The 17183-nt window shown below is 70.4% G+C and carries 21 protein-coding genes; 12 read left to right on the top strand and 9 right to left on the bottom strand.

Annotated elements, in window-relative coordinates; genetic code table 11:
- The first annotated feature begins 61 nt into the window (after positions 1 to 61).
- Together KME80_RS24980 and KME80_RS24975 are read left to right on the top strand one after the other, a co-directional pair.
- Entirely contained in the window at positions 62 to 568 is a 507-nt protein-coding gene (locus KME80_RS24980; protein ID WP_219508568.1) for a pyridoxamine 5'-phosphate oxidase family protein, read from the top strand.
- A gap of 292 nt (positions 569 to 860) precedes the next feature.
- Positions 861 to 1670, top strand: coding sequence for an MBL fold metallo-hydrolase (locus tag KME80_RS24975; RefSeq protein WP_219508567.1), 810 nt, complete (start codon positions 861 to 863; stop codon positions 1668 to 1670).
- Positions 1671 to 1992: 322 nt separating this feature from the next.
- Here KME80_RS24975 and KME80_RS24970 read toward each other — a convergent pair whose 3' ends face one another.
- Positions 1993 to 3177 (bottom strand): MFS transporter, encoded by a 1185-nt coding sequence (locus KME80_RS24970; RefSeq protein WP_219508566.1) that lies wholly within the window; start codon positions 3175 to 3177, stop codon positions 1993 to 1995.
- 78 nt (positions 3178 to 3255) lie between these two features.
- Here KME80_RS24970 and KME80_RS24965 point away from each other — a divergent pair, with 78 nt between their 5' ends.
- Positions 3256 to 3645: a MerR family transcriptional regulator gene (locus KME80_RS24965; RefSeq protein WP_219508565.1), complete on the top strand. Its 390-nt coding sequence runs from the start codon at positions 3256 to 3258 to the stop codon at positions 3643 to 3645.
- Positions 3646 to 3925: 280 nt separating this feature from the next.
- On the opposite strand, the gene KME80_RS24960 is transcribed toward KME80_RS24965, so the two are convergent.
- A complete protein-coding gene (locus KME80_RS24960; RefSeq protein ID WP_219508564.1) occupies positions 3926 to 4960 on the bottom strand; it encodes a Kelch repeat-containing protein in 1035 nt (344 codons plus the stop codon).
- A 160-nt stretch (positions 4961 to 5120) separates the two neighbouring features.
- Between KME80_RS24960 and KME80_RS24955 the strand changes: the two genes are divergently transcribed.
- Together KME80_RS24955 and KME80_RS24950 are read left to right on the top strand one after the other, a co-directional pair.
- The gene (locus KME80_RS24955) at positions 5121 to 5444 is read left to right on the top strand and encodes an ester cyclase (protein ID WP_219508563.1); all 324 of its coding nucleotides are present in this window, start codon (positions 5121 to 5123) and stop codon (positions 5442 to 5444) included.
- Positions 5444 to 6361 carry an NADP-dependent oxidoreductase gene (locus tag KME80_RS24950; RefSeq protein WP_219508562.1) on the top strand — a complete coding sequence of 306 codons (918 nt, stop codon included), beginning with the start codon at positions 5444 to 5446 and terminating at the stop codon, positions 6359 to 6361. The genes KME80_RS24955 and KME80_RS24950 overlap by 1 nt, the downstream gene beginning before the upstream one ends.
- Here KME80_RS24950 and KME80_RS24945 read toward each other — a convergent pair.
- Genes KME80_RS24945 through KME80_RS24935 form a run of 3 tightly spaced genes read right to left on the bottom strand, consistent with a single transcriptional unit; the run spans position 6348 to position 8645 of the window.
- Positions 6348 to 7199, bottom strand: a complete 852-nt coding sequence (locus tag KME80_RS24945) for a helix-turn-helix transcriptional regulator (protein WP_219508561.1) — start codon at positions 7197 to 7199, stop codon at positions 6348 to 6350. The genes KME80_RS24950 and KME80_RS24945 overlap by 14 nt on opposite strands.
- Positions 7186 to 8205 (bottom strand): NAD(P)H-binding protein, encoded by a 1020-nt coding sequence (locus KME80_RS24940; RefSeq protein WP_219508560.1) that lies wholly within the window; start codon positions 8203 to 8205, stop codon positions 7186 to 7188. Before KME80_RS24940 ends, KME80_RS24945 begins: the two co-directional genes overlap by 14 nt.
- A complete protein-coding gene (locus tag KME80_RS24935) occupies positions 8202 to 8645 on the bottom strand; it encodes a nuclear transport factor 2 family protein (RefSeq protein ID WP_246645749.1) in 444 nt (147 codons plus the stop codon). The genes KME80_RS24940 and KME80_RS24935 overlap by 4 nt, the downstream gene beginning before the upstream one ends.
- A gap of 133 nt (positions 8646 to 8778) precedes the next feature.
- Here KME80_RS24935 and KME80_RS24930 point away from each other — a divergent pair, with 133 nt between their 5' ends.
- Complete coding sequence (locus KME80_RS24930; protein ID WP_219508559.1) at positions 8779 to 9618, top strand: helix-turn-helix transcriptional regulator; 840 nt, start codon at positions 8779 to 8781, stop codon at positions 9616 to 9618.
- A gap of 268 nt (positions 9619 to 9886) precedes the next feature.
- On the opposite strand, the gene KME80_RS24925 is transcribed toward KME80_RS24930, so the two are convergent.
- Positions 9887 to 10543 (bottom strand): TetR/AcrR family transcriptional regulator, encoded by a 657-nt coding sequence (locus KME80_RS24925; protein WP_219508558.1) that lies wholly within the window; start codon positions 10541 to 10543, stop codon positions 9887 to 9889.
- 116 nt (positions 10544 to 10659) lie between these two features.
- Between KME80_RS24925 and KME80_RS24920 the strand changes: the two genes are divergently transcribed.
- Positions 10660 to 11394, top strand: a complete 735-nt coding sequence (locus KME80_RS24920; protein ID WP_219508557.1) for an SDR family oxidoreductase — start codon at positions 10660 to 10662, stop codon at positions 11392 to 11394.
- Positions 11395 to 11896: 502 nt separating this feature from the next.
- On the opposite strand, the gene erm is transcribed toward KME80_RS24920, so the two are convergent.
- Both erm and KME80_RS24910 read right to left on the bottom strand, forming a co-directional pair.
- Positions 11897 to 12718: an ErmE/ErmH/ErmO/ErmR family 23S rRNA (adenine(2058)-N(6))-methyltransferase gene (erm, locus tag KME80_RS24915; RefSeq protein WP_308125921.1), complete on the bottom strand. Its 822-nt coding sequence runs from the start codon at positions 12716 to 12718 to the stop codon at positions 11897 to 11899.
- A 68-nt stretch (positions 12719 to 12786) separates the two neighbouring features.
- On the bottom strand, positions 12787 to 13602 hold the full coding sequence (locus tag KME80_RS24910) for an SDR family NAD(P)-dependent oxidoreductase (RefSeq protein WP_219508555.1): 816 nt from the start codon (positions 13600 to 13602) through the stop codon (positions 12787 to 12789).
- Positions 13603 to 13717: 115 nt separating this feature from the next.
- On the opposite strand from KME80_RS24910, the gene KME80_RS24905 reads away from it, so the two are divergent.
- The 3 genes from KME80_RS24905 to KME80_RS24895 all read left to right on the top strand — a co-directional run bounded on the left by KME80_RS24905 (position 13718) and on the right by KME80_RS24895 (position 15504).
- The gene (locus tag KME80_RS24905; RefSeq protein WP_219508554.1) at positions 13718 to 14332 is read left to right on the top strand and encodes a TetR/AcrR family transcriptional regulator; all 615 of its coding nucleotides are present in this window, start codon (positions 13718 to 13720) and stop codon (positions 14330 to 14332) included.
- A gap of 223 nt (positions 14333 to 14555) precedes the next feature.
- Positions 14556 to 15038, top strand: coding sequence for a class I SAM-dependent methyltransferase (locus KME80_RS24900; protein WP_219508553.1), 483 nt, complete (start codon positions 14556 to 14558; stop codon positions 15036 to 15038).
- Positions 14953 to 15504: a GNAT family N-acetyltransferase gene (locus KME80_RS24895; protein ID WP_219508552.1), complete on the top strand. Its 552-nt coding sequence runs from the start codon at positions 14953 to 14955 to the stop codon at positions 15502 to 15504. Before KME80_RS24900 ends, KME80_RS24895 begins: the two co-directional genes overlap by 86 nt.
- 317 nt (positions 15505 to 15821) lie before the next feature.
- Here KME80_RS24895 and KME80_RS24890 read toward each other — a convergent pair whose 3' ends face one another.
- Entirely contained in the window at positions 15822 to 16274 is a 453-nt protein-coding gene (locus KME80_RS24890; protein WP_219508551.1) for a MarR family winged helix-turn-helix transcriptional regulator, read from the bottom strand.
- A 40-nt stretch (positions 16275 to 16314) separates the two neighbouring features.
- On the opposite strand from KME80_RS24890, the gene KME80_RS24885 reads away from it, so the two are divergent.
- Both KME80_RS24885 and KME80_RS24880 read left to right on the top strand, forming a co-directional pair.
- Positions 16315 to 16884: an isochorismatase family protein gene (locus KME80_RS24885; RefSeq protein WP_219508550.1), complete on the top strand. Its 570-nt coding sequence runs from the start codon at positions 16315 to 16317 to the stop codon at positions 16882 to 16884.
- Between the two features lie 34 nt (positions 16885 to 16918).
- The coding region (locus tag KME80_RS24880) for an MBL fold metallo-hydrolase (protein WP_219508549.1) at positions 16919 to 17183 on the top strand (265 nt) is incomplete at its 3' end.

Here is a 17183-nt window from a genome sequence, read left to right as displayed (position 1 = left end):
GCGATACCACCGAACCCGCCGCGGAGACCCTGATCCACCGGACCCAGCGGAGGGCGGCGTCATGACCGACATCGATCTGGACGCCCACGCCCGTGACCTGATGGACGCCAACCTGTACGTGATTCTCGGCACCGCCGACGCCGAGGGCATCCCGTGGACGTCGCCGGTCTACTTCGCGACCGCCGACTACGCCGAGATCTTCTGGGTGTCCAGCCCCGACACGCGGCATTCCCGTAACCTCGCCGCGCGTCCCCGGCTGAGCATGGTGATCTTCGACTCGACGGTGCCGGCCTACCACGGCCGGGCGGTATACCTGTCCGGCACCGCCGCCGAGCTGACCGGCCGCGACCTGGACCGCGGTATCGAGATCTACCCCGGAGACCCCGGCCGGGGCGGCTCCGCCCTGTCACTCGAGGACGTCACCGCCCCGGCCGGGTGGCGCCTGTATCGCGCGACGATCAGCGAGGCGTTCGTGCTGTGCCCCCGCCGGCCGCGCCAGCCGTGCCCCACGCACGGCCTCGCCATCGACCATCGTGCGCCGGTGATCCCCTGGCGGCATCCTGCCTAGAACTCGACGGCGACAGGCGTCCCGGTGCGCTGCTCGATCGCGTGGACGGCACTGACAACAGAGCGCGGCCTGTCGTTGAGGAAGCCGCCGCCACGTGCACCCGAGCGGAGCTGACCCAGATAGAGGGGCGCTTGAGCGCTCGCCCGAGTGACCGCTTGACCCTGCAGGACTACACAGCGACGAAAGGAAACATCATGGGTTGCGCGCCGGTGTCGGCCGACGGCCATATCGCTTACGACGAGGGCGTCACGATGCATCGTCATGCCATCCAGTATGCAAAGGAGGCGAGCTCGTGCTGAGGCAGGTCGCGGAGGGTGTGCTGGTCCACGAGAGCGAGTTCGTGCAGACCAACACCGTTGTGGTGCAGGGCCGGGCCGGTGTGCTGCTCGTCGACCCCGGGATCACGGGCGACGAAATGGTTGCCATCGCGGACGACCTGGGCAAGGCGGGCCAGCCCGTCGTGGCAGGCTTCTCGACGCATCCTGATTGGGATCACGTGCTCTGGCACGCCCAGCTCGGCGACGCGCCCCGCTACGGTACAGCCCGCTGCGCGGCTCATATGCGAGAAGTGCTGTCGGACGCGGAGGCGAAGGCCCGCATCGCCGCTCACCTGCTCGAGACGGAGATCGCCGGGCAGGTTCCCCTGGAGCTGCTCGGCCTCATCACCGGCCTGCCCGCCGGAACCGCGCGGATCCCCTGGGATGGCCCCCAGGTCCGGATCATCGAGCATCAGGCGCATGCACCGGGCCACGCGGCGCTGTTCATCGAGGAACGCGGAGTTCTCGTCGCCGGCGACATGCTGTCCGATGTCCTGGTGCCGATGCTCGACGTCGGAGACCCCGCCACCGCGATCGAGGAGTACCTCACCGCGCTGCAACTGCTGGAGGACGTGGCGGGTGACGTCGACGTCATCGTCCCAGGCCACGGTTCCGTCGGCGGATCCGACCAGATGCGGGCACGGATCGAGCGGGATCGGGCGTACGTACTCGCGTTGCGGCACGGCCAAGTCCACGCCGACCCGCGGGTCGGCCCATCGGCCAAGCCCGGCTGGGAGTGGGTGAGCGACATCCACGAAGCCCAACTCCGGCGCCTCAACCACTGAAGCGAGCGCGACCGGGACACCTCGCCGACGAAGTCTCCACGCGCGGCGTGCAGGCGGCAGCAGTACGACGAACCGCCCGGAGTATTGGATGGCAGAAGGTCGGACGTGACGGGCCAGCGCAGTGCTCAGGGGCCCCGACCGTGGACGCGCTGCCGCATGTGAAGGTGGACAAAGGTCCGGAAGAGAAAGTGTTGTGACGGGTCTCGGCCGCCGGGGAAGCTGGGGGAGCGGCGGGGGGCTACGCCTCGACCGTACGGCGCGCAGCCTGGCCCGGCGATCGCCCCAGCTTGCGGCGACCACCGCGGCCGCGGCCGGTGGCGAGTCAGATGGTGGCCGGGACGTCGTTTTCGGCCGCCTGCGTTGTCGCGCGAGTTCGGGGCAGGACGAGGTAAGTCAGGGCCAGGCCCGCCAGACTCAGCACCGCACCGACCAGACCGGTCCAGCGCAGGGCGCCTGCCGAGACGATGACGCCGCCCAGGGCCGAACCGGCGGCCGCGCCGAGGTTGAAGGCGCCCACGTTGGCGGCGACGGCCAGCGTGGGGGCATCGCCGGCGTGGCGCAGGATCAGCCCCTGCAGCGGCGCGATGGTGGCGGTGGAGAGCAGGCCGAGCACCAAGACCGCCGCCACCGCGGAAGGTTGCCAGACGGCGGCGAACGGAATGAGCACGAGCACACCGGCCAGCCCGCCGAAGACGCCGCGCACGGTGGCGCTCATGGACTTGTCGGTGAGCCGGCCGGCAAGGAGGTTGCCGACGAAGCTGCCCGCTCCGTAGGCGAGCAGCAGCCCGGAGACCGCTGTGGAAGAGAATCCAGACACGCGCGTCATCAGCGGGGCGATGTAGGTGAACACCGTAGCGACGCCGGAGAATCCGACCGCGGTGGTGGCGATGGCCAGCAGGACTGGCCGGCGGGTCACCACGCGGACCTCGTCTCGCAGCCGCGTAGCCGGGGCCGGCTGCTTGGGCAGGACGGCTGCGAGTAGCACGACGCCCGCCAGCGACAGGGCGGTCAGGACGGCGAACGGGGTGCGCCATCCGGCGCTCTCACCCAGCAGCGCGCCCAAAGGCACACCGAGCAGGGTTGCCACGGTGAAGCCGGAGGCGACCGTGGCGATCGCCGTCCCCGTCTTGTCCGGCGGCACCACGCTGGTCGCCATCACCAGGGCCAGGGCGAGGAAGGCGGCGTGGCTGAAGGAAGAGACCAGGCGTCCTGCCAGCAGCAGTTCGTAGGAGGGGGCCAGAGCGCTGATGGCGCTGCCCGCCGCGAACAGCAGCATCAGACCGAGCGCCAGTCCTTTACGGGGCATCTTGGCAGTCAGCGCGGCCACAAGGGGCCCACCGACCACGACTCCCAGCGCGTAGACGGTGACGGCTTGGCCTGCCATGCCTACGGATATGCCCAGGTCCGCTCCGACCTGAGGCAGCAGCCCGGCGATCAGGTATTCCGACGTTCCGACGACGAAGACGCTCACGCACAGGGCGGCGAGTGTCGCGAATGTCTTTCTCATGGCGAGGACGCTAGAGTCTCACATGGATGTGAGAGTCAAGTCGTGCGACGATTTCCCGCGGCACACGAAGGAGGCGCCATGCGCATCGGTGACCTGTCACGACGGACCGGCGTTCACGAGCGCCTGCTGCGCTACTACGAAGAACAGGGCCTGCTCCACCCCGCGCGGCGCCCCAGCGGCTACCGGGAATACAGCGACGAAGACATCGACACCGTCCGTCGCATCCGTAGCCTCCTGGCCGCCGGTTTGAACACCTCCGCCATCGCCACGATCCTCCCTTGCCTACGCGACGACGGCGACCGGCTGATCCCCACGTGCTCCGACCTTCTCGCCGATCTTCACCGGGAGCGGGAAAGGATCACACAGTCGATCACAGACCTGCAGACGTCCCTGGGCGCACTCGACAGGGTCATCGCGGCAGCCCCGCCCGATGTCGCACGGCGTGCACTCGCCACGCTCGATCATTGAACGACGTGCCGGACGAGGATGCCACCACCGTCACGGTGTTACGCGGCATCGCGGCTGGCCCGTCCTTGCGCGATGCCTTGTTCAACCGGTCGAGGGTTGCGGTGTGGCGGCGTTGCAGGTCGGCGATGAACACCGCCGGATCACGAGGTTTCTCAGCGCCAAGGCGTCCATCACCACCAGCGAGCTCGTCGCGCGACCCTTCGGTCTGGGGGAGTGACACGGCGGCTTCCGAGCTTGGCCGAGCGCGCAGGTGGTCATCGCGCCCGGCCTCGTACGGTGCCTAGCGAGCAGGCCGGTAGGCGTCATTGACGGCCACCGGGGCGCCGCCGCCCGCCGTACCGCCTCCCGGGATGTAGATCGTGCCGCCCACCGCGACGGCGGCGGTGCCGTGGCGGGGCACCGGCATCGGGGCGAGCCGTTGCCAGCGGTCGTGGACAGCGTCGTAGGCCTCGACATCGGGGAAGACGGTGTTCGGGTTGCCGCCGTGGTGCCTGCCTTCGCCGCCGAAGGTATAGATTCTCGTGCCCACGACGGCGGTCGCGATCCCGCCACGGGCGGTGGGCATGGGCGCACGCTCCGACCAGCGGCGCGTTCGCAGGTCGAAGGCGTAAACGGTGTCCCGGACGTTCACCTGGCCGCGGTCGCGGCCGCCCACCACGTAGAACGTCGAGCCGATGACGGCCCCGCCGACGTGGTCGCGCGCCTCGGGCAGGTCGGGCAGCTTCTCCCAGCGGCCGCTCACCACGTCGTACGACGTCACGGTCGCCACGGTGTCCTGGAGGCCGCCGGGTCCCGGCGTCAGCGTGAGCATGCCGCCCGCGAGGTAGATCTTCGTTCCGCGTACGCCTATCGCGGCGCTGCCGCGCGCCATGGTCGCAGGGACCGACGGGAGCCGGGTCCAGTGGCCGGTGCGGGGGTCGTAGACGAAGGCGTCGCGCAGCGCCTGCCACGACGTGCCGCCGGACAGCCCGCCCAGAACGTAGATCTTGCCGCCGACCGTCACCGCGTTGGGGTGGTTCATCGCCACCGGCAGCGGTGCCGCGGTCGACCAGGTGTCGCGCCGCGTGTCATAGACCTCCATGCGGGCCGTGGTGGGGAAGGCCGGTTCGTCGAGCACACCGCCGATCACGTAGAGCTTCTCGCCGACGACGGCGACGCTGTGCTCCTGGCGAGGGCCGCCGGCGATCGGGGCGAGCGTCCGCCACCCCTGACCGTGGACCGGCTCGGTCTGTACGGCCGGCCGCTCTGCCGGCACCGGGTGCGTCTGGGCGCTGGTGAGAACGACAGCGGCCAGCACGCCTGTCCAAAGCTTCATGACATCTCCTTCGGTTGCCCCCCAAACGCTGGCCGAGCGGACAGCCGGGCACCAGGCGCCGGTTAACCCGGTGACGTCATCACCAGTGTGAGCGCCGCCTTCTCGCCGGGAGCGGAACCGACGACCGTGGGATCTCGAAAGTCGAAGGAGGAATCGCCTGATGTCCGAGAATCTGGTTGTTCTTGTGACCGGGGCCGGCAGCGGGATCGGCCGCGCTGCAGCCGTGGAACTCGCCCGTGCGGGCCGTTCCTGCACATCCGACACCAGCGCGGTGTCCCGGCTGCGGGCGAACCGGGCCGTGCTCCCGGTCGTGCGAGTTCCTCAGGAGCATGAGCTGTTCGGCGTCGCACCGACGGGCCGCGAGATCCAGGTCCGCATTCACGAATTCCACGAAATCTCCGGCGGACGCATCGTCCGCACCTGGCACCTGGAGGACTGGCTCAGCCGGCTCGACCAGGTCGACGCAGTGAAAGGCACGAACTGATGAAGGCATTGCACTACACCGCCTACGGCGAGCGCCCGGTCGTCGCCGAGCTCCCCGACCCGGTCCTCTCCGCCGACCAAGTGCTGGTCAAGGTCGCCGGCGCGGCGCTCAACCCGCTGGACGTCAAGATCGGCGCCGGCCATGTGCGGGACTTCTTCCCGATCACCTTCCCCTCGGTCGTGGGCACCGACCTCGCCGGAACCATCGAGCACGTCGGGCCCGAAGTCACCGGCTGGAGCGTCGGTGACGCGGTGATCGCCCGTACCGACCCCGGCTCGGGCGGGGCCGTCGCCTCGCATGCCGCCGTCACGGCGACGAGGCTGGTGGCCGCCCCGGCCTCGGTCCCGCTCGGCCTCGCCGCGAGTCTGGTGACAGCCGCCGGCACGGCTTGGCAGGTGGTGTTCGAAGTCGCGGAGCTGAAGCCCGGCCAGAAGGTGCTGGTCCATGGCGGTGCCGGGGGTGTCGGCGGGTTCGTCATCCAGTTCGCGCGCCAGGCGGGCGCGCACGTCGTCACCACCGTGTCCCCGCCCGGTGCCGAGATCGCCAGTAAGCTCGGCGCGCACGAGGTGATCGACTACACCGCGACCGACTTCCGCACCGTGGTCTCTCACGCCGACGTGGTCATCGACCCGATCGCGGGTGACACCGAGGCGGCCTCCCTCGACGTGCTCCGGCCGGGCGGCCTGCTCGTCGGCCTCAACGTCCCGCCGGACGTCGAACGAGCCGCCGGCCGGAACGTTCGCGCCGAGTTCGTCTTCCACGGCTCCGACACGGAGCGGCTCGCGAAGGTCGTCGCCGCCGCCGACGCGGGGCTGCAGATCATGATTGACCGCACGGTTCCCCTGGCACGGGCCTCCGAGGCGTTCGACCACCTCGCCCAGGGCCACGCCAAGGGCAAGGTCATCATCCAGCCGTAGAAGCGCTGAGGTCGTGGCTGCCCAGAACGTCGAGCAGCGCGAGCTTCTCGGCCGAGTCGCCGCCGACCGGCGCGGTGAACCAGAGCAGCCGCTGCGTTCCGTCCTCGCTGAGCAGGCTGAGGCAGTCGAGCTCGAGTTCGCCCAGCTCCGGGTGCAGGAGGCGCTTGCGGTCGGCCCGCCGTACCGCGACCTCCTGGTGTGCCCACAGCTCGGCGAACTCGTGGCTGGCCGACAGCAACGCGCCGATGAGGCCGGCCACCTGCTCGTCCCGGCCGCGCCGTGCCGCCACGGCGCGCAGATCCGCCACGAAGACGCGCGACTGATGACCATGCTCGTCCGGGTGGTAGCGCGAGCGTGCCTGCGGATCGGTGAACCAGCGGTAGACGAAGCTCGCCTCGCGCCCCTTGGCCTTGCTGATCGGCCCGAGGAGCGCGGTGGCGAGGCGGTTCTGGACGAGGACGGCGTGCAGATCGGTGATCACTGCCGCTGGGGTCGTGGGCAGCCGCTGCAGGAGGTCGAGCATGCCGGGGTGCACGTGCGCGGCGAGACTGTGCTTCGGCGGAATGGGGCGGCCTGCCAGGAAGTACAGGTGAGCTCGCTCGTCCTCGCTCAACCGGAGCGCGCGGGCGAGCGCCGCCACCATCTGCTCCGACGGCTGCGCGCCGCGCCCCTGCTCAAGCTGGTTGTAGTAGTCGATTGAGGCACCGGCCAGGGCGGCCACCTCATCCCGGCGCAGCCCAGGTACGCGGCGGCGCGCCTGCACCGGCAGGCCCACCTCGCCGGGCCGGATGCGATCCCGCCGCGACCTCAAGAACTCGCCGAACTCACGCAGATCCATACCCGCCATTGTGAACCGGGCACCGTACAGGAAGGCAGGCGACGTCATCGTCACCAGCCCATCCCAGGTCCTGATCCCCGGCCTTCCGCGACACCGGCTGCTGGAGTGCTGAACGTCGATCCCACCCGGCCACGCCGTTCGCCCACTCGGACGCGTGGTTCTGGACGAACTCGTCGAACGAGCGGGGCGGGCGGCCGGTCAGGTCCAGCACCGCGGTGCTGACCAGGTCGTCCCGGCCGGCGCTGAGGCCGGCGTCCACGGCGGCAAGGGCGGCGGCGAATTCGGCCGGCATGCCGGCGGCCCGGTAACCGGCCGCCAGCTCGTCGGCTTCGACCGCCAGCACCTTGATCGGCCTGCCGGTGCGGGCGGTGATGATCGCCGCCGCGTCCTGGTAGCTCAACGCTTTCGGCCCGGTGAGCAGGTAGTCACGCCGGTCGCCCTGCCCTTCATCGGGCCTCCCGCTGGGCTCGTCATCGGGGTTGGTCAGCAGGGCGGAGGCGGCGGCCGCGATGTCGCGCGCGTCGATCCAGCCCAGCCGGCCGTCACCGGCGGCGGTGTGAATCTCGCCGTGCTGCCGGAGCCGCTCGCCCAGCGGATGCGGGCGCAGGAAGTTCTGCATGAACCCGGACGCGCGCAGCACGACCCACCCGGGCCGAGTCCGTACCCGTGCGGCCAGCTCAAGCGCGCCGGGGGCGTTCGGCAGCACGACGGCGGAGCCGAGAAGCACCACGCGGCGCACGCCGAGCCGCTCCGCCTCGTCCAGGAACGGCTCGACCAGCGGCATCGGATTCACGGCATTCACCGGAGGCACCAGATAGACGCGGTCCATCGCGTGCAGCGCGGCCCGATGCGTGCCCGGGTCGTTCCAGTCGAACCGGACGGCGTCAGGATCCCCGGCAGCCGGGTTGCGAGCGGCGACCCGGACCGGGACGCCGTTGCCCCGCAGCAGCTCCGCCAGCACGCGGCCGGTCTTCCCGGTGCCGCCGGTGACCAGCACGCCGCTCATCGGGAGGCTCCCGAGCGCAGCGAGCCGAGCAGTTCGGGCAGCGTCCCGGTCGCCGAGGCGGCGGCCAGCGGGCTCCAATAGTCCCTGTAGTGCGTGATCAGGCCATCATGGACCGTGATCACGGAGATGTAGTCCATGCGGTAGGGCTCGCCGGTGCGCACCGTGTACCCGTGCGCGGTGAACTCCACCACGATGGTGTCCGGCCGTTGCGTGTGATGCACGGTGACTACAGGTATCTCCCGTACGTCCATCCGTTCCGGATATCCGGCCAGATAGTCACGGACGGCATCCCGCCCCGCCAGCCGCCGCGGCGCGTCCCCCGCAGCGAACGGGAACTCGGCGGTGCCCTGCTCCGCCCACAGATCGGCGATGGCATCCATGTCCTTGGCCAGCAGCAGATCCAGCAGTCGGCGGATCGTCTCCTCAGGAGTGCGTGGCATGTTCGTCCTCCGGTGTCCCGTGGAATGTGGTCATGCCAGCCTGGCCGCGGATCCGGGCGCCGTGGAACGGACGGGTAAGCCCCGGACCCCTGGTCCGTGGCTAAGGCGGCCGCCACTGTGGCAGCCTGGACGGGTGAGCAGAGCTGAACTGGCCGACTTTCTCCGTCGCCGGCGGGAGGCGCTGCGCCCGGACCAGCTGCCGGCGACGGCCGTCCACCCGCCAGGCCGCCGCGCCCGCCGTACTCCCGGCCTGCGCCGCGAAGAGGTGGCCACGCTGGCCGGGGTCTCCACCAGCTACTACGAACGGCTTGAGCAGGCCCGCGCTCCGCATCCGTCCCCGCAGGTCATTGCCGCGCTGGGCACGGCGCTGCGGCTCACCGACGCCGAGCGCGAGCACCTGGCGCGGCTGGCCGGGCAGGCCCCGCCCGCCCCGGAGACCGGCCGGGCGCCGGTGCCCGCCTTCGCCCGCGAGCTGCTGGACCGGCTCGGGCCGGTGCCCGCCTACCTCACCGACGAACGCCAGGACATTGTGGCCTGGAACGAAGCGGCAGCCGACCTGATCACCGACTTCGGGTCGCTGCCCGCTGAGGAACGCAACGCCGTGCGGCTGTCCATCCGGCTGAACGGCACCCTCTGCTCGGCCGCCGACGGCTCGCAGGGCGAATACGCCCGGCAGACCGCCGCCCAGCTGCGCGCGGCCAGCGCCCGTCACCCGGCCGAACGCGTACTCGGCGAGCTGGTCAACGAGTTCGCCGCGCACAGCCCCGACTTCGCCGCCAGCTGGCGCAACCACGAGGTACGCCCCATACCGACGCTGCGCAAGCACCTGCACCACCCCGAGCTGGGCTTGCTGGAGCTGGACTGCCAGACTCTGCTGCTGCCCGGCACCGATCTGCGGATGGTGATCTACACCGCGCGTCCGGGCAGCCCCAGCGCCGCCGCGCTCGCCCGGCTCGCCGCACGCGGCACGTAGATCGAAGCCACCGTGTGAGCTGATCCTGGTGTCCCATTCGGGCGGTAGGCGTACCTACGGCCGGCGGTCGACCGTGATCAGTTTGAGTCGCCCACCGTATAGGTTCAGCGGTGAATCGATGGGGCAGCGCCGGTGGACCACCGCCGTGTAGGAGTTTCACGGGCCGCATGACGACGCTGTCGGTCTTGTCCGTCTCACGCAGGCGTTCGCGCGCACTACCCGAGCACGGCCAGAAAGAAGACCAGCGGAACTGCGATCACAAGCGTCGTCATGGCTGCCACGATGGCCCGGTGGCGATCGCGCGGCAGAGCCGGTCCGCGTCCCACGCGGGTTCTCCCAGGTCGAGCCGGTCCGGCGCCCGGAACCCGTCCAGCGCCAGGTGAACGTGGCGCCGCCACAGGGACGGGGCGGCGTGCCGGGTGGCCTCGGCTACCGTGCTGCTCGCCCACAACAGCAGGAAGAGGTCCGCGCCGGTGACGTCCGGGCGGACGACGCCGGCCGCCTGCGCCCGCGCCAGCACCCGTTGCGCGAGCGCGCAGATCTCGCTGTGCGCCGTCTCGGTGCGGTCGTCGCCGGGAAAGCGCCGTGCCAGGAAGTCGGCGAACGCCCGGTCCCCGGCCTGGGCCGTACACAGGACTTCGAGCAGGCCGCGGAAGGCCTGCCACGGATCCTCCAGGCCGAGCGCGGCCTCCACCTCCTCGATCACGTGGCGCAGTTTCGGCTCGAGCACCGCGCACAGCAGGTCCAGGCGCGTCGGGAAGTGCCGGTAGAGGGTGCCGACCACCAGGCCCGCCTCGCGTGCGATGCCGTCGAGGGCGGCCTGTGCGCCCTGCCCGGCGAACGCGCTTCGGGCGCACTCGAGCAGCCGCTCACGGTTGCGGCGGGCATCCCGGCGAGCGGGCAGTGGGTTCCCTGCGGCAGACATGAAGTCACCGTAGCAAAGTGCGATACGTCTCAACTTTGAGGGTGCTCTCACTTTCGCTACAGTGAGCAGCACCCAAAATGAGAGCATGCTCATTTTTCAAGACAGGGGAGAGCGACATGGCGAAGCTCGGCGGGAAGGTCGCGGTGATCACCGGCGCAACCTCTGGGCTGGCACTGGCGACGGCGAAGCTGTTCGTCCAGGAAGGCGCCCACGTGTTCATCACCGGCCGCCGCCAGGACCGGCTGGACGCGGCGGTGGCCGCCATCGGCCACGGCGTGACCGGCGTGCTCGGCGACGTCGGCCAGATCTCCGACGTGACCCGCCTGGCCGAGGTCGTGGCGGTCGAAGCGGGCCGGGTGGACGTGCTCATCGCCAGCGCCGGCGTCTGGACGTGGAACGAGCACATCGGCGACGTGACCGAGCAGTCGTTCGACGCCGTGTTCGGGGTGAACGTGCGGGGGACGTTCTTCACCGTGCAGAAACTGCTGCCATTGCTGTCCGACGGCGCCTCGATCGTGCTCATCGGGTCGGGCGCCGCGGACAAGGGCGATCCGGGAACGACCGTCTACGCGGCGAGCAAGGCGGCGCTGCGGTCGTTCGCCCGGACCTGGACCACCGACTTGAAGCAGCGCGGAATCCGGGTCAACGTCCTCAGCCCCGCCGCGATCGACACCGCCGCGTTCGCGGACCTCCCGCCGGGGTTCAAGGAGCAGATCGCCTCACGGGTGCCTGTCGGCCGCCTCGGTGACGAGCATGAGATCGCCACCGCGGCGCTCTTCCTGGCCTCCGCGGACTCGAGCTTCGTCACCGGCATCGACCTGCCCGTCGACGGCGGGACCGGCCAGGTCTGACCACTGACAAGGCGCCGAAGGCGACGTCGATGCCGGCGTCGGGGCATGACGAGCATCCGAACGAAAAGTCCCGTTAGCGGAGCGGCGTTGTGCGGCTTGCCGTGGCTTTCCGTTCATATGGCGGGCGTCGGGATCTCGCCGACCTCCTCGCGACGCGCGCCTCGTACCGGGGGAACTCGGCCGTGATGTAGGCGATCTCCGGGGCCATTCCAGTCGGCCTGTTTAAGCAGGGTCATCGTGTCCCCCTGCCCAGGGGCGGCAGAGTGTGGCTGGTGGGTGTCTGCGATTGGACCTGGTCGTGGGGGCGTAATCGACCGGTTGTGCCCCCACAGGGTTTCGGATTGACGTTGTGGATCAGGCTCTCATCGCGCTGCCGTGGCCGCGATCATGTTCAGGCGGAGACTCGCCCGGCGGAAGACCTCTCGGGCACGCACCGGCATCGGCGGATATGTCGACGACAGGTGACAGTGTTTGCCGGTCTGCTGCCACAGCGCAGGGCGGGTCACCAGTGCAGGCGCTGCCACAGCGCGATCCACTGGTCTGGGTGAACGTGTCCGACGACGGCGTCACGACGCACGCCGGCCGCCGCCAGGGCGGCGTCCACTCCTCGGTGACGCGTCCTCAGCGAGGCGCGCACCGAGCCGCCGAGCCCGCTGAAGCCCAGCTCGACCAGTTCCTGGTAGGTGCGGCGGCCGCGTACCAAAGGTTCGGGCCTACGCTCGATCCGCAGGATCGCCGAGTCGACCGACGGTACCGGCCGGAAGGACCTCCGGTTCACCGTGGGGCCGAGCCGCCAGTGAAACCATGGCCACGACCGCACGGTCACGCGGCTCCAGCGGCCGAAGCCGCCCGCGCGTTTGCGGGCGTACTCGCGCTGGGTGAGCAGCGTGGCCGAGGTCAGGGACGGCGCCCCCAAGCACCAGTTCACGATCTTCGACGTCGCCGAGTACGGTATGTTCCCCACGACCGCGAACGGCCGTCCCGGCACCGGCGCGGTGGTGAAGTCGCCGTGCACCACCTCGACCCGGGGATCGTCGCGTGTGCGTGCGGCCAGCCGCCGGGCCAGGCGCGGATCGATCTCGTAGCCGATCACTCGCGCGCCCGCACCGGCCAGCGCCAGGGTCAGCGCTCCAGCGCCCGCCCCCGGCTCCAGCACCAGCCCCGCCGGGTCTGCTGCCCTGATCACGAGATCGATGGCCTGGCGGTCGACCAGGAAGTTCTGTGAGAGCGCGCGCCGCGCCCGGTCCGCGTTGGTGCGGACGCCGCCGGCCCGGCTCGTGGTCCGGGTGGATGGCCGGTCACCGAAGGCGGGATCACGCGTCACCGTTCCGCCCTGCCGGGGTGTTCCGTCGGGCGCGCCCCGGCAGGCGTGCTCTGTTCGTCCTGCGCGGGTCATCCCGGCGCTCTGCGGCTGAGGTGCTCCCAGGCACGGTACTCCGCGACCCGGTCCTGGAGGTCCTGCTGGACCATGTCGTAGGACGCGGCGCCGACGATGAGACGCCGCGGCGGCTCCGGCAGGTCCACCAGCTCCATGATCACCGGAGCGGCGGTCTCCGGGGCGGGACCGGCCTCATCGCCCCACATCTCGATCAGCTTGTCGCGCAGCTCCTGATAGTGCGGGGCGGATGCGGTCATCGTGGTGCCCGTGGTGAACAGGCCGGTGTCGTAGCCGCCCATCTGCACGATGGTCAGCTTGATGCCGAACTGCTCGACCTCTCCCGCCACGGCCTCGGAGACCGAGTCGAGCGCCGACTTGCCGGCCGCGTACAGGCCGACCATGGGGAAGCCGCCGCCGGTGCCCATCGTGGTGACCTGCAGAATGCGGCCGGAGCCCTGGGAGCGCAGGTGGGGGAGCACGGCCTGGGTGACCCAGATCGCGCCGAACAGGTTGACGTCGAAGTGGGATCTGATCTGCTCTTCCGTCGCCTCCTCCAGCATGCCCAGGAGCATGACGCCGGCGTTGTTGACCACGATGTCGAGCTTGCCGAAGGCCGCTGCCGCCCGATCCACGCCCGCGAACACGGCCGCGCGGTCGGTGACGTCGAGCGGCAGCGGTACCAGGTCGCCGGGATGGCGCCGGGCCAGATCGGCGAGCGGCTCGACGTTGCGCGCGGCCCCGACCACCCGGTCGCCCGCTTGCAGCGCCGCCTCCGTGAACGCCCGGCCCAGTCCTCGTGACGCGCCCGTGATGAACCACACCCGGGTCATGGGCTCCACCTCCTCGTGTTCGGGTCCAGCTCCAACGAAGCAAGACGGTACGTCTCGCCTCGCCATAGTGTCAAGACGGTACGTCTCGCCTCGCAAGGGTGTTATGATCCGGCACATGGCCAAGCAGCCCAACCCCGCGCGCCGCAGCCAGCGCTCCCGGCAGGCCATCCTGACCGCCGCCCGCGAGCTGGTCTCCGAGGTGGGATATGCCAAGCTGACCATCGAGGCCATCGCGACCCGGGCCGGCGTAGGCAAGCAGACGATCTACCGCTGGTGGCCCTCCAAGGGCGCGGTGGTCCTGGACGCCTTCCTGGCGCTCAGCGAGAGCGGGCCGGAGCAGGACATGGCGCTGCCCGACACCGGCGACCTGAAGGCCGACCTCAGGGTGGTCATGCGGGCGACGGTGGCCGAGTTCGCCGATCCCGCGTTCGAGGGGCCGATCCGCGCACTCAACACCGAGATCATCAACGATCCGGCACTCGCCGCCCAATACCGCGAGAAACTGGCCGGGCCGGTCGACGAGGCCAAGAAGGCCCGGCTGCGCAGCGCCCAGCGAGCCGGCCAACTCGCCCCCGACGCCGACCTCGACCTGGCTCTGGAGCTGCTGTACGGCCCTGTCTACCAGCGCTGGCTGCTCCGCTCCGGCCCGCTCACCCCGCAGTACGCCGACGCCCTCGTCGACGCCTTCCTCAAAGCCATGCGACCGGGCATCGGCGGTTCTGCCCACTGATCAATGCGGCCCGCCTTGAGGTCACGGCCGCCGAATCGACCATCCGCCGGTGCGGCACCTCCAGCCCCACTCCGAGGATTTCTGCGGCGAGCCCCAGCGCATTCCTGCCCGAGGCGCCGCCGGCTCCTGCGCCGGCGTTCCAGATCCGAGGAGCGCCGGCCTTCGGGCACCTCCAGCAGCATCTCCAGGACAGCATGCGCGCAGCGTGTCGGGGGCCAGAGAGATGCGGAACGGATCCGGCGTTAACGACCATCAGCGCGCCGCGCAGACGCTTGGGCATCCGGGTGAGCGCGTACGCCATGCAGTAGGCCTCGCCATCGCCGAGCTCGCCCGCCTGGCGACCCGGGGCCACGTCTACGGTGTCGACCACTCACAGGTCATGGTCGGCCAGGCCCGCCGGCGCAACGCCGCCGCCGTCCGGGCTCACCGCGTCCACCTCACGCAAGCGTCCGTGGACCAGCTGCCGGGCTTCGACCATCCGCTCGACGCCATCCTCGCCGTCAACTCCAGCTCCAGGACCTGCTCACAGAGGCCGGCTTCGCCCACCCCCGGGTCGAGGTCCTCGACATCGACCCGCCCGCGGCCTGTCTTCTCGCCGACAACCCGACCAGGATGCCGTCATGAGCGCCGACGACATCCCAGCCGCCCTGCCCGCCGACATCCGCCTCACCGGTCTCGGACTCGTCCTGCGGGAGTGGACCGATGACGACCTGCCCGTGATGGTCGAGCTGTTCAACGACCCTCAGGTCGACCTCTGGACCCCGCTGCGCTTCCCCTTCGACCAAGAAGCCGCCCGCGCGTACCTGGCCCAGGCCCGGCAGCGCCGCTCCGACGGCCTGTACGTCCAACTGGCCATCACCGCCGACGGTGACGCACCGATGGGCGAGATCCTGCTCTTCCGGACCGGGAGCCCCGGCGAGGCCGAACTCGCCTACGCCGTCGGCCCGCGCCACCGCCGACGACGCCTGGCCACCCGCGCAGTGCAGCTGATCACCGGCTACGCGTACGACGTCCTGGGGATGGATCACGTCCTCCTGCGCATCGCCCAGGAGAACCGGGGCAGCGTCGCCGTAGCCCACAGCGCCGGTTTCGCGCTCACCGCCGCCACCCCCGTCACGCGGGCAGGTAGCCGACATCCCCTCCACACCTGGCGGCATCACCGCGCTGAGTGAAAGGGGGATCGGGACCTGCCCGGCGGTGAGAGCAGCCACCAGTTCATGCACCGTGATCGCGGCCAGGGCGGTTCTCCGAGATCGGAGACCTCGACTTGTCGCGCTCCCTGGTCAGGGCCGGACGAGGGACCACAGAAAGCTGTACGCGTTTAACCCCGGGGATCGTCCGGCAACTCGCGGCGACCCCCGGGGGCGTCGTCCCCGCACTCCTCGATCCCGACCGGCGCCCGTTCACCTACCGGAACTGGCGCCCCGTCGAAACGGCGGCACTGGCGCTCCGTCGAGGACGACGAGGCCCTTCGCGCCGCAGCGTCTGATCATTCGCGTACGGGCAGGCCGTGGGAGGCCGCCAGGTGACCGAGGGCCGCGCTCAGTGCGCCCTGCTGGGACGAGGTGAGGTCGGCGACGAGCTTCGCGTCGAGGGCGAGCGCCATGGCCGTGCATTCCGCGAGGAGATCGCGTCCCTGGCCGGTGAGGCTCAGGATCTGGCGGCGGCGGTCGGCGGGGTCGCGGAGGCGCTCGACGGCTCCCATGGACTCGAGGTGGTCGGCAAGGGCCACGACGAGGCTGGGCGCCACCCGCATCAGCTTGGCGATCTCGAGCTGCGAGGCGGCCAGTCCCAGGTCGAGGACTCCCAGCAGGCCGACGTGCTTGGGCTTCAGGCCGTGGACGGCCAGAGCCTCCGCGTACTGATCGGCGACCAGGGCGCCCACGGCGCCTAGCCGGAAGCTGAGCGTCTCGGTCAACTTGACATCGTTCACCAACAGCATGCTACCGTCATCAAACCATTCAAACTATGAACGATTTGAGATGAGAACAATGCTCGACCATCGCACTGTGCAGATCGTCTTCGCCGATCTGCAGGACGGCATCGTGACCCTGAGCGGCACCAACAGCCCAGAGACCATCAGGCGCTCGGCCGGGGTGCTCGCCAAGGTCGCGCAGGCGCTGGACATCCCGTTCACCGTGTCGGTCGCGCCCAGGCCCGACGGGCCCGGCGTCATCGTCGAACTTCCCGAAACGCCCCCATTCGTGCGCGGCGGGCCGTGCTGCTGGGACGACCGGGCATGGCGCGCGGCCATCGCCGCCGAGGGCCGCAAGACGTTGGTCATCTGCGGCGTGACCTCGGAGATCGTGGTCCTTCACACCGCGCTCGACGCCCTGGCCGACGGCTATGACGTGATCGTCCCGGTCGACGCGTGCGGCGGCATGTCGGAGCGTACGGAGAACGCCGCATTTCGCCAGATCGAGGCCGCGGGCGGCACGGTGACGTCGGTGGCGAGCTTCGTCACGAGCATGGTGCGCGACTTCACCGACCCCACCGGCCGCACCGTCATCACCGCACTGCACGACCTGATCGGCCGGCGACCACAGTCCTAGCCGCTCCCCGACCACGCCTTCAGAAAGAGGTCCTATGAAACTCGCAGCCCATCTGCACCGCCTTGGCAACGATCTCGTCGCGTGCTACCTCGTCGACACCCCCGAGGGCATCACGCTCATCGACGCCGGACTGCCCGGCCACTGGCGGGATCTGCACGCCGAACTCCGTTCCCTCGGCAAGTCCGTCGACGACATCCGCGGGCTGGTGCTGACCCACGGCGACTCCGACCACATCGGGTTCGCCGAGCGCCTGCGCAGCGAACACGGCGTACCGGTGTTCGTGCATGCCGCCGACGCGG

This window comes from Nonomuraea ceibae, from assembly GCF_019396325.1.
Taxonomy (GTDB): domain Bacteria; phylum Actinomycetota; class Actinomycetes; order Streptosporangiales; family Streptosporangiaceae; genus Nonomuraea; species Nonomuraea ceibae.
Note: the sequence above shows the minus strand (reverse complement) of the source record. Positions and strands in the feature narration are given on the sequence as shown.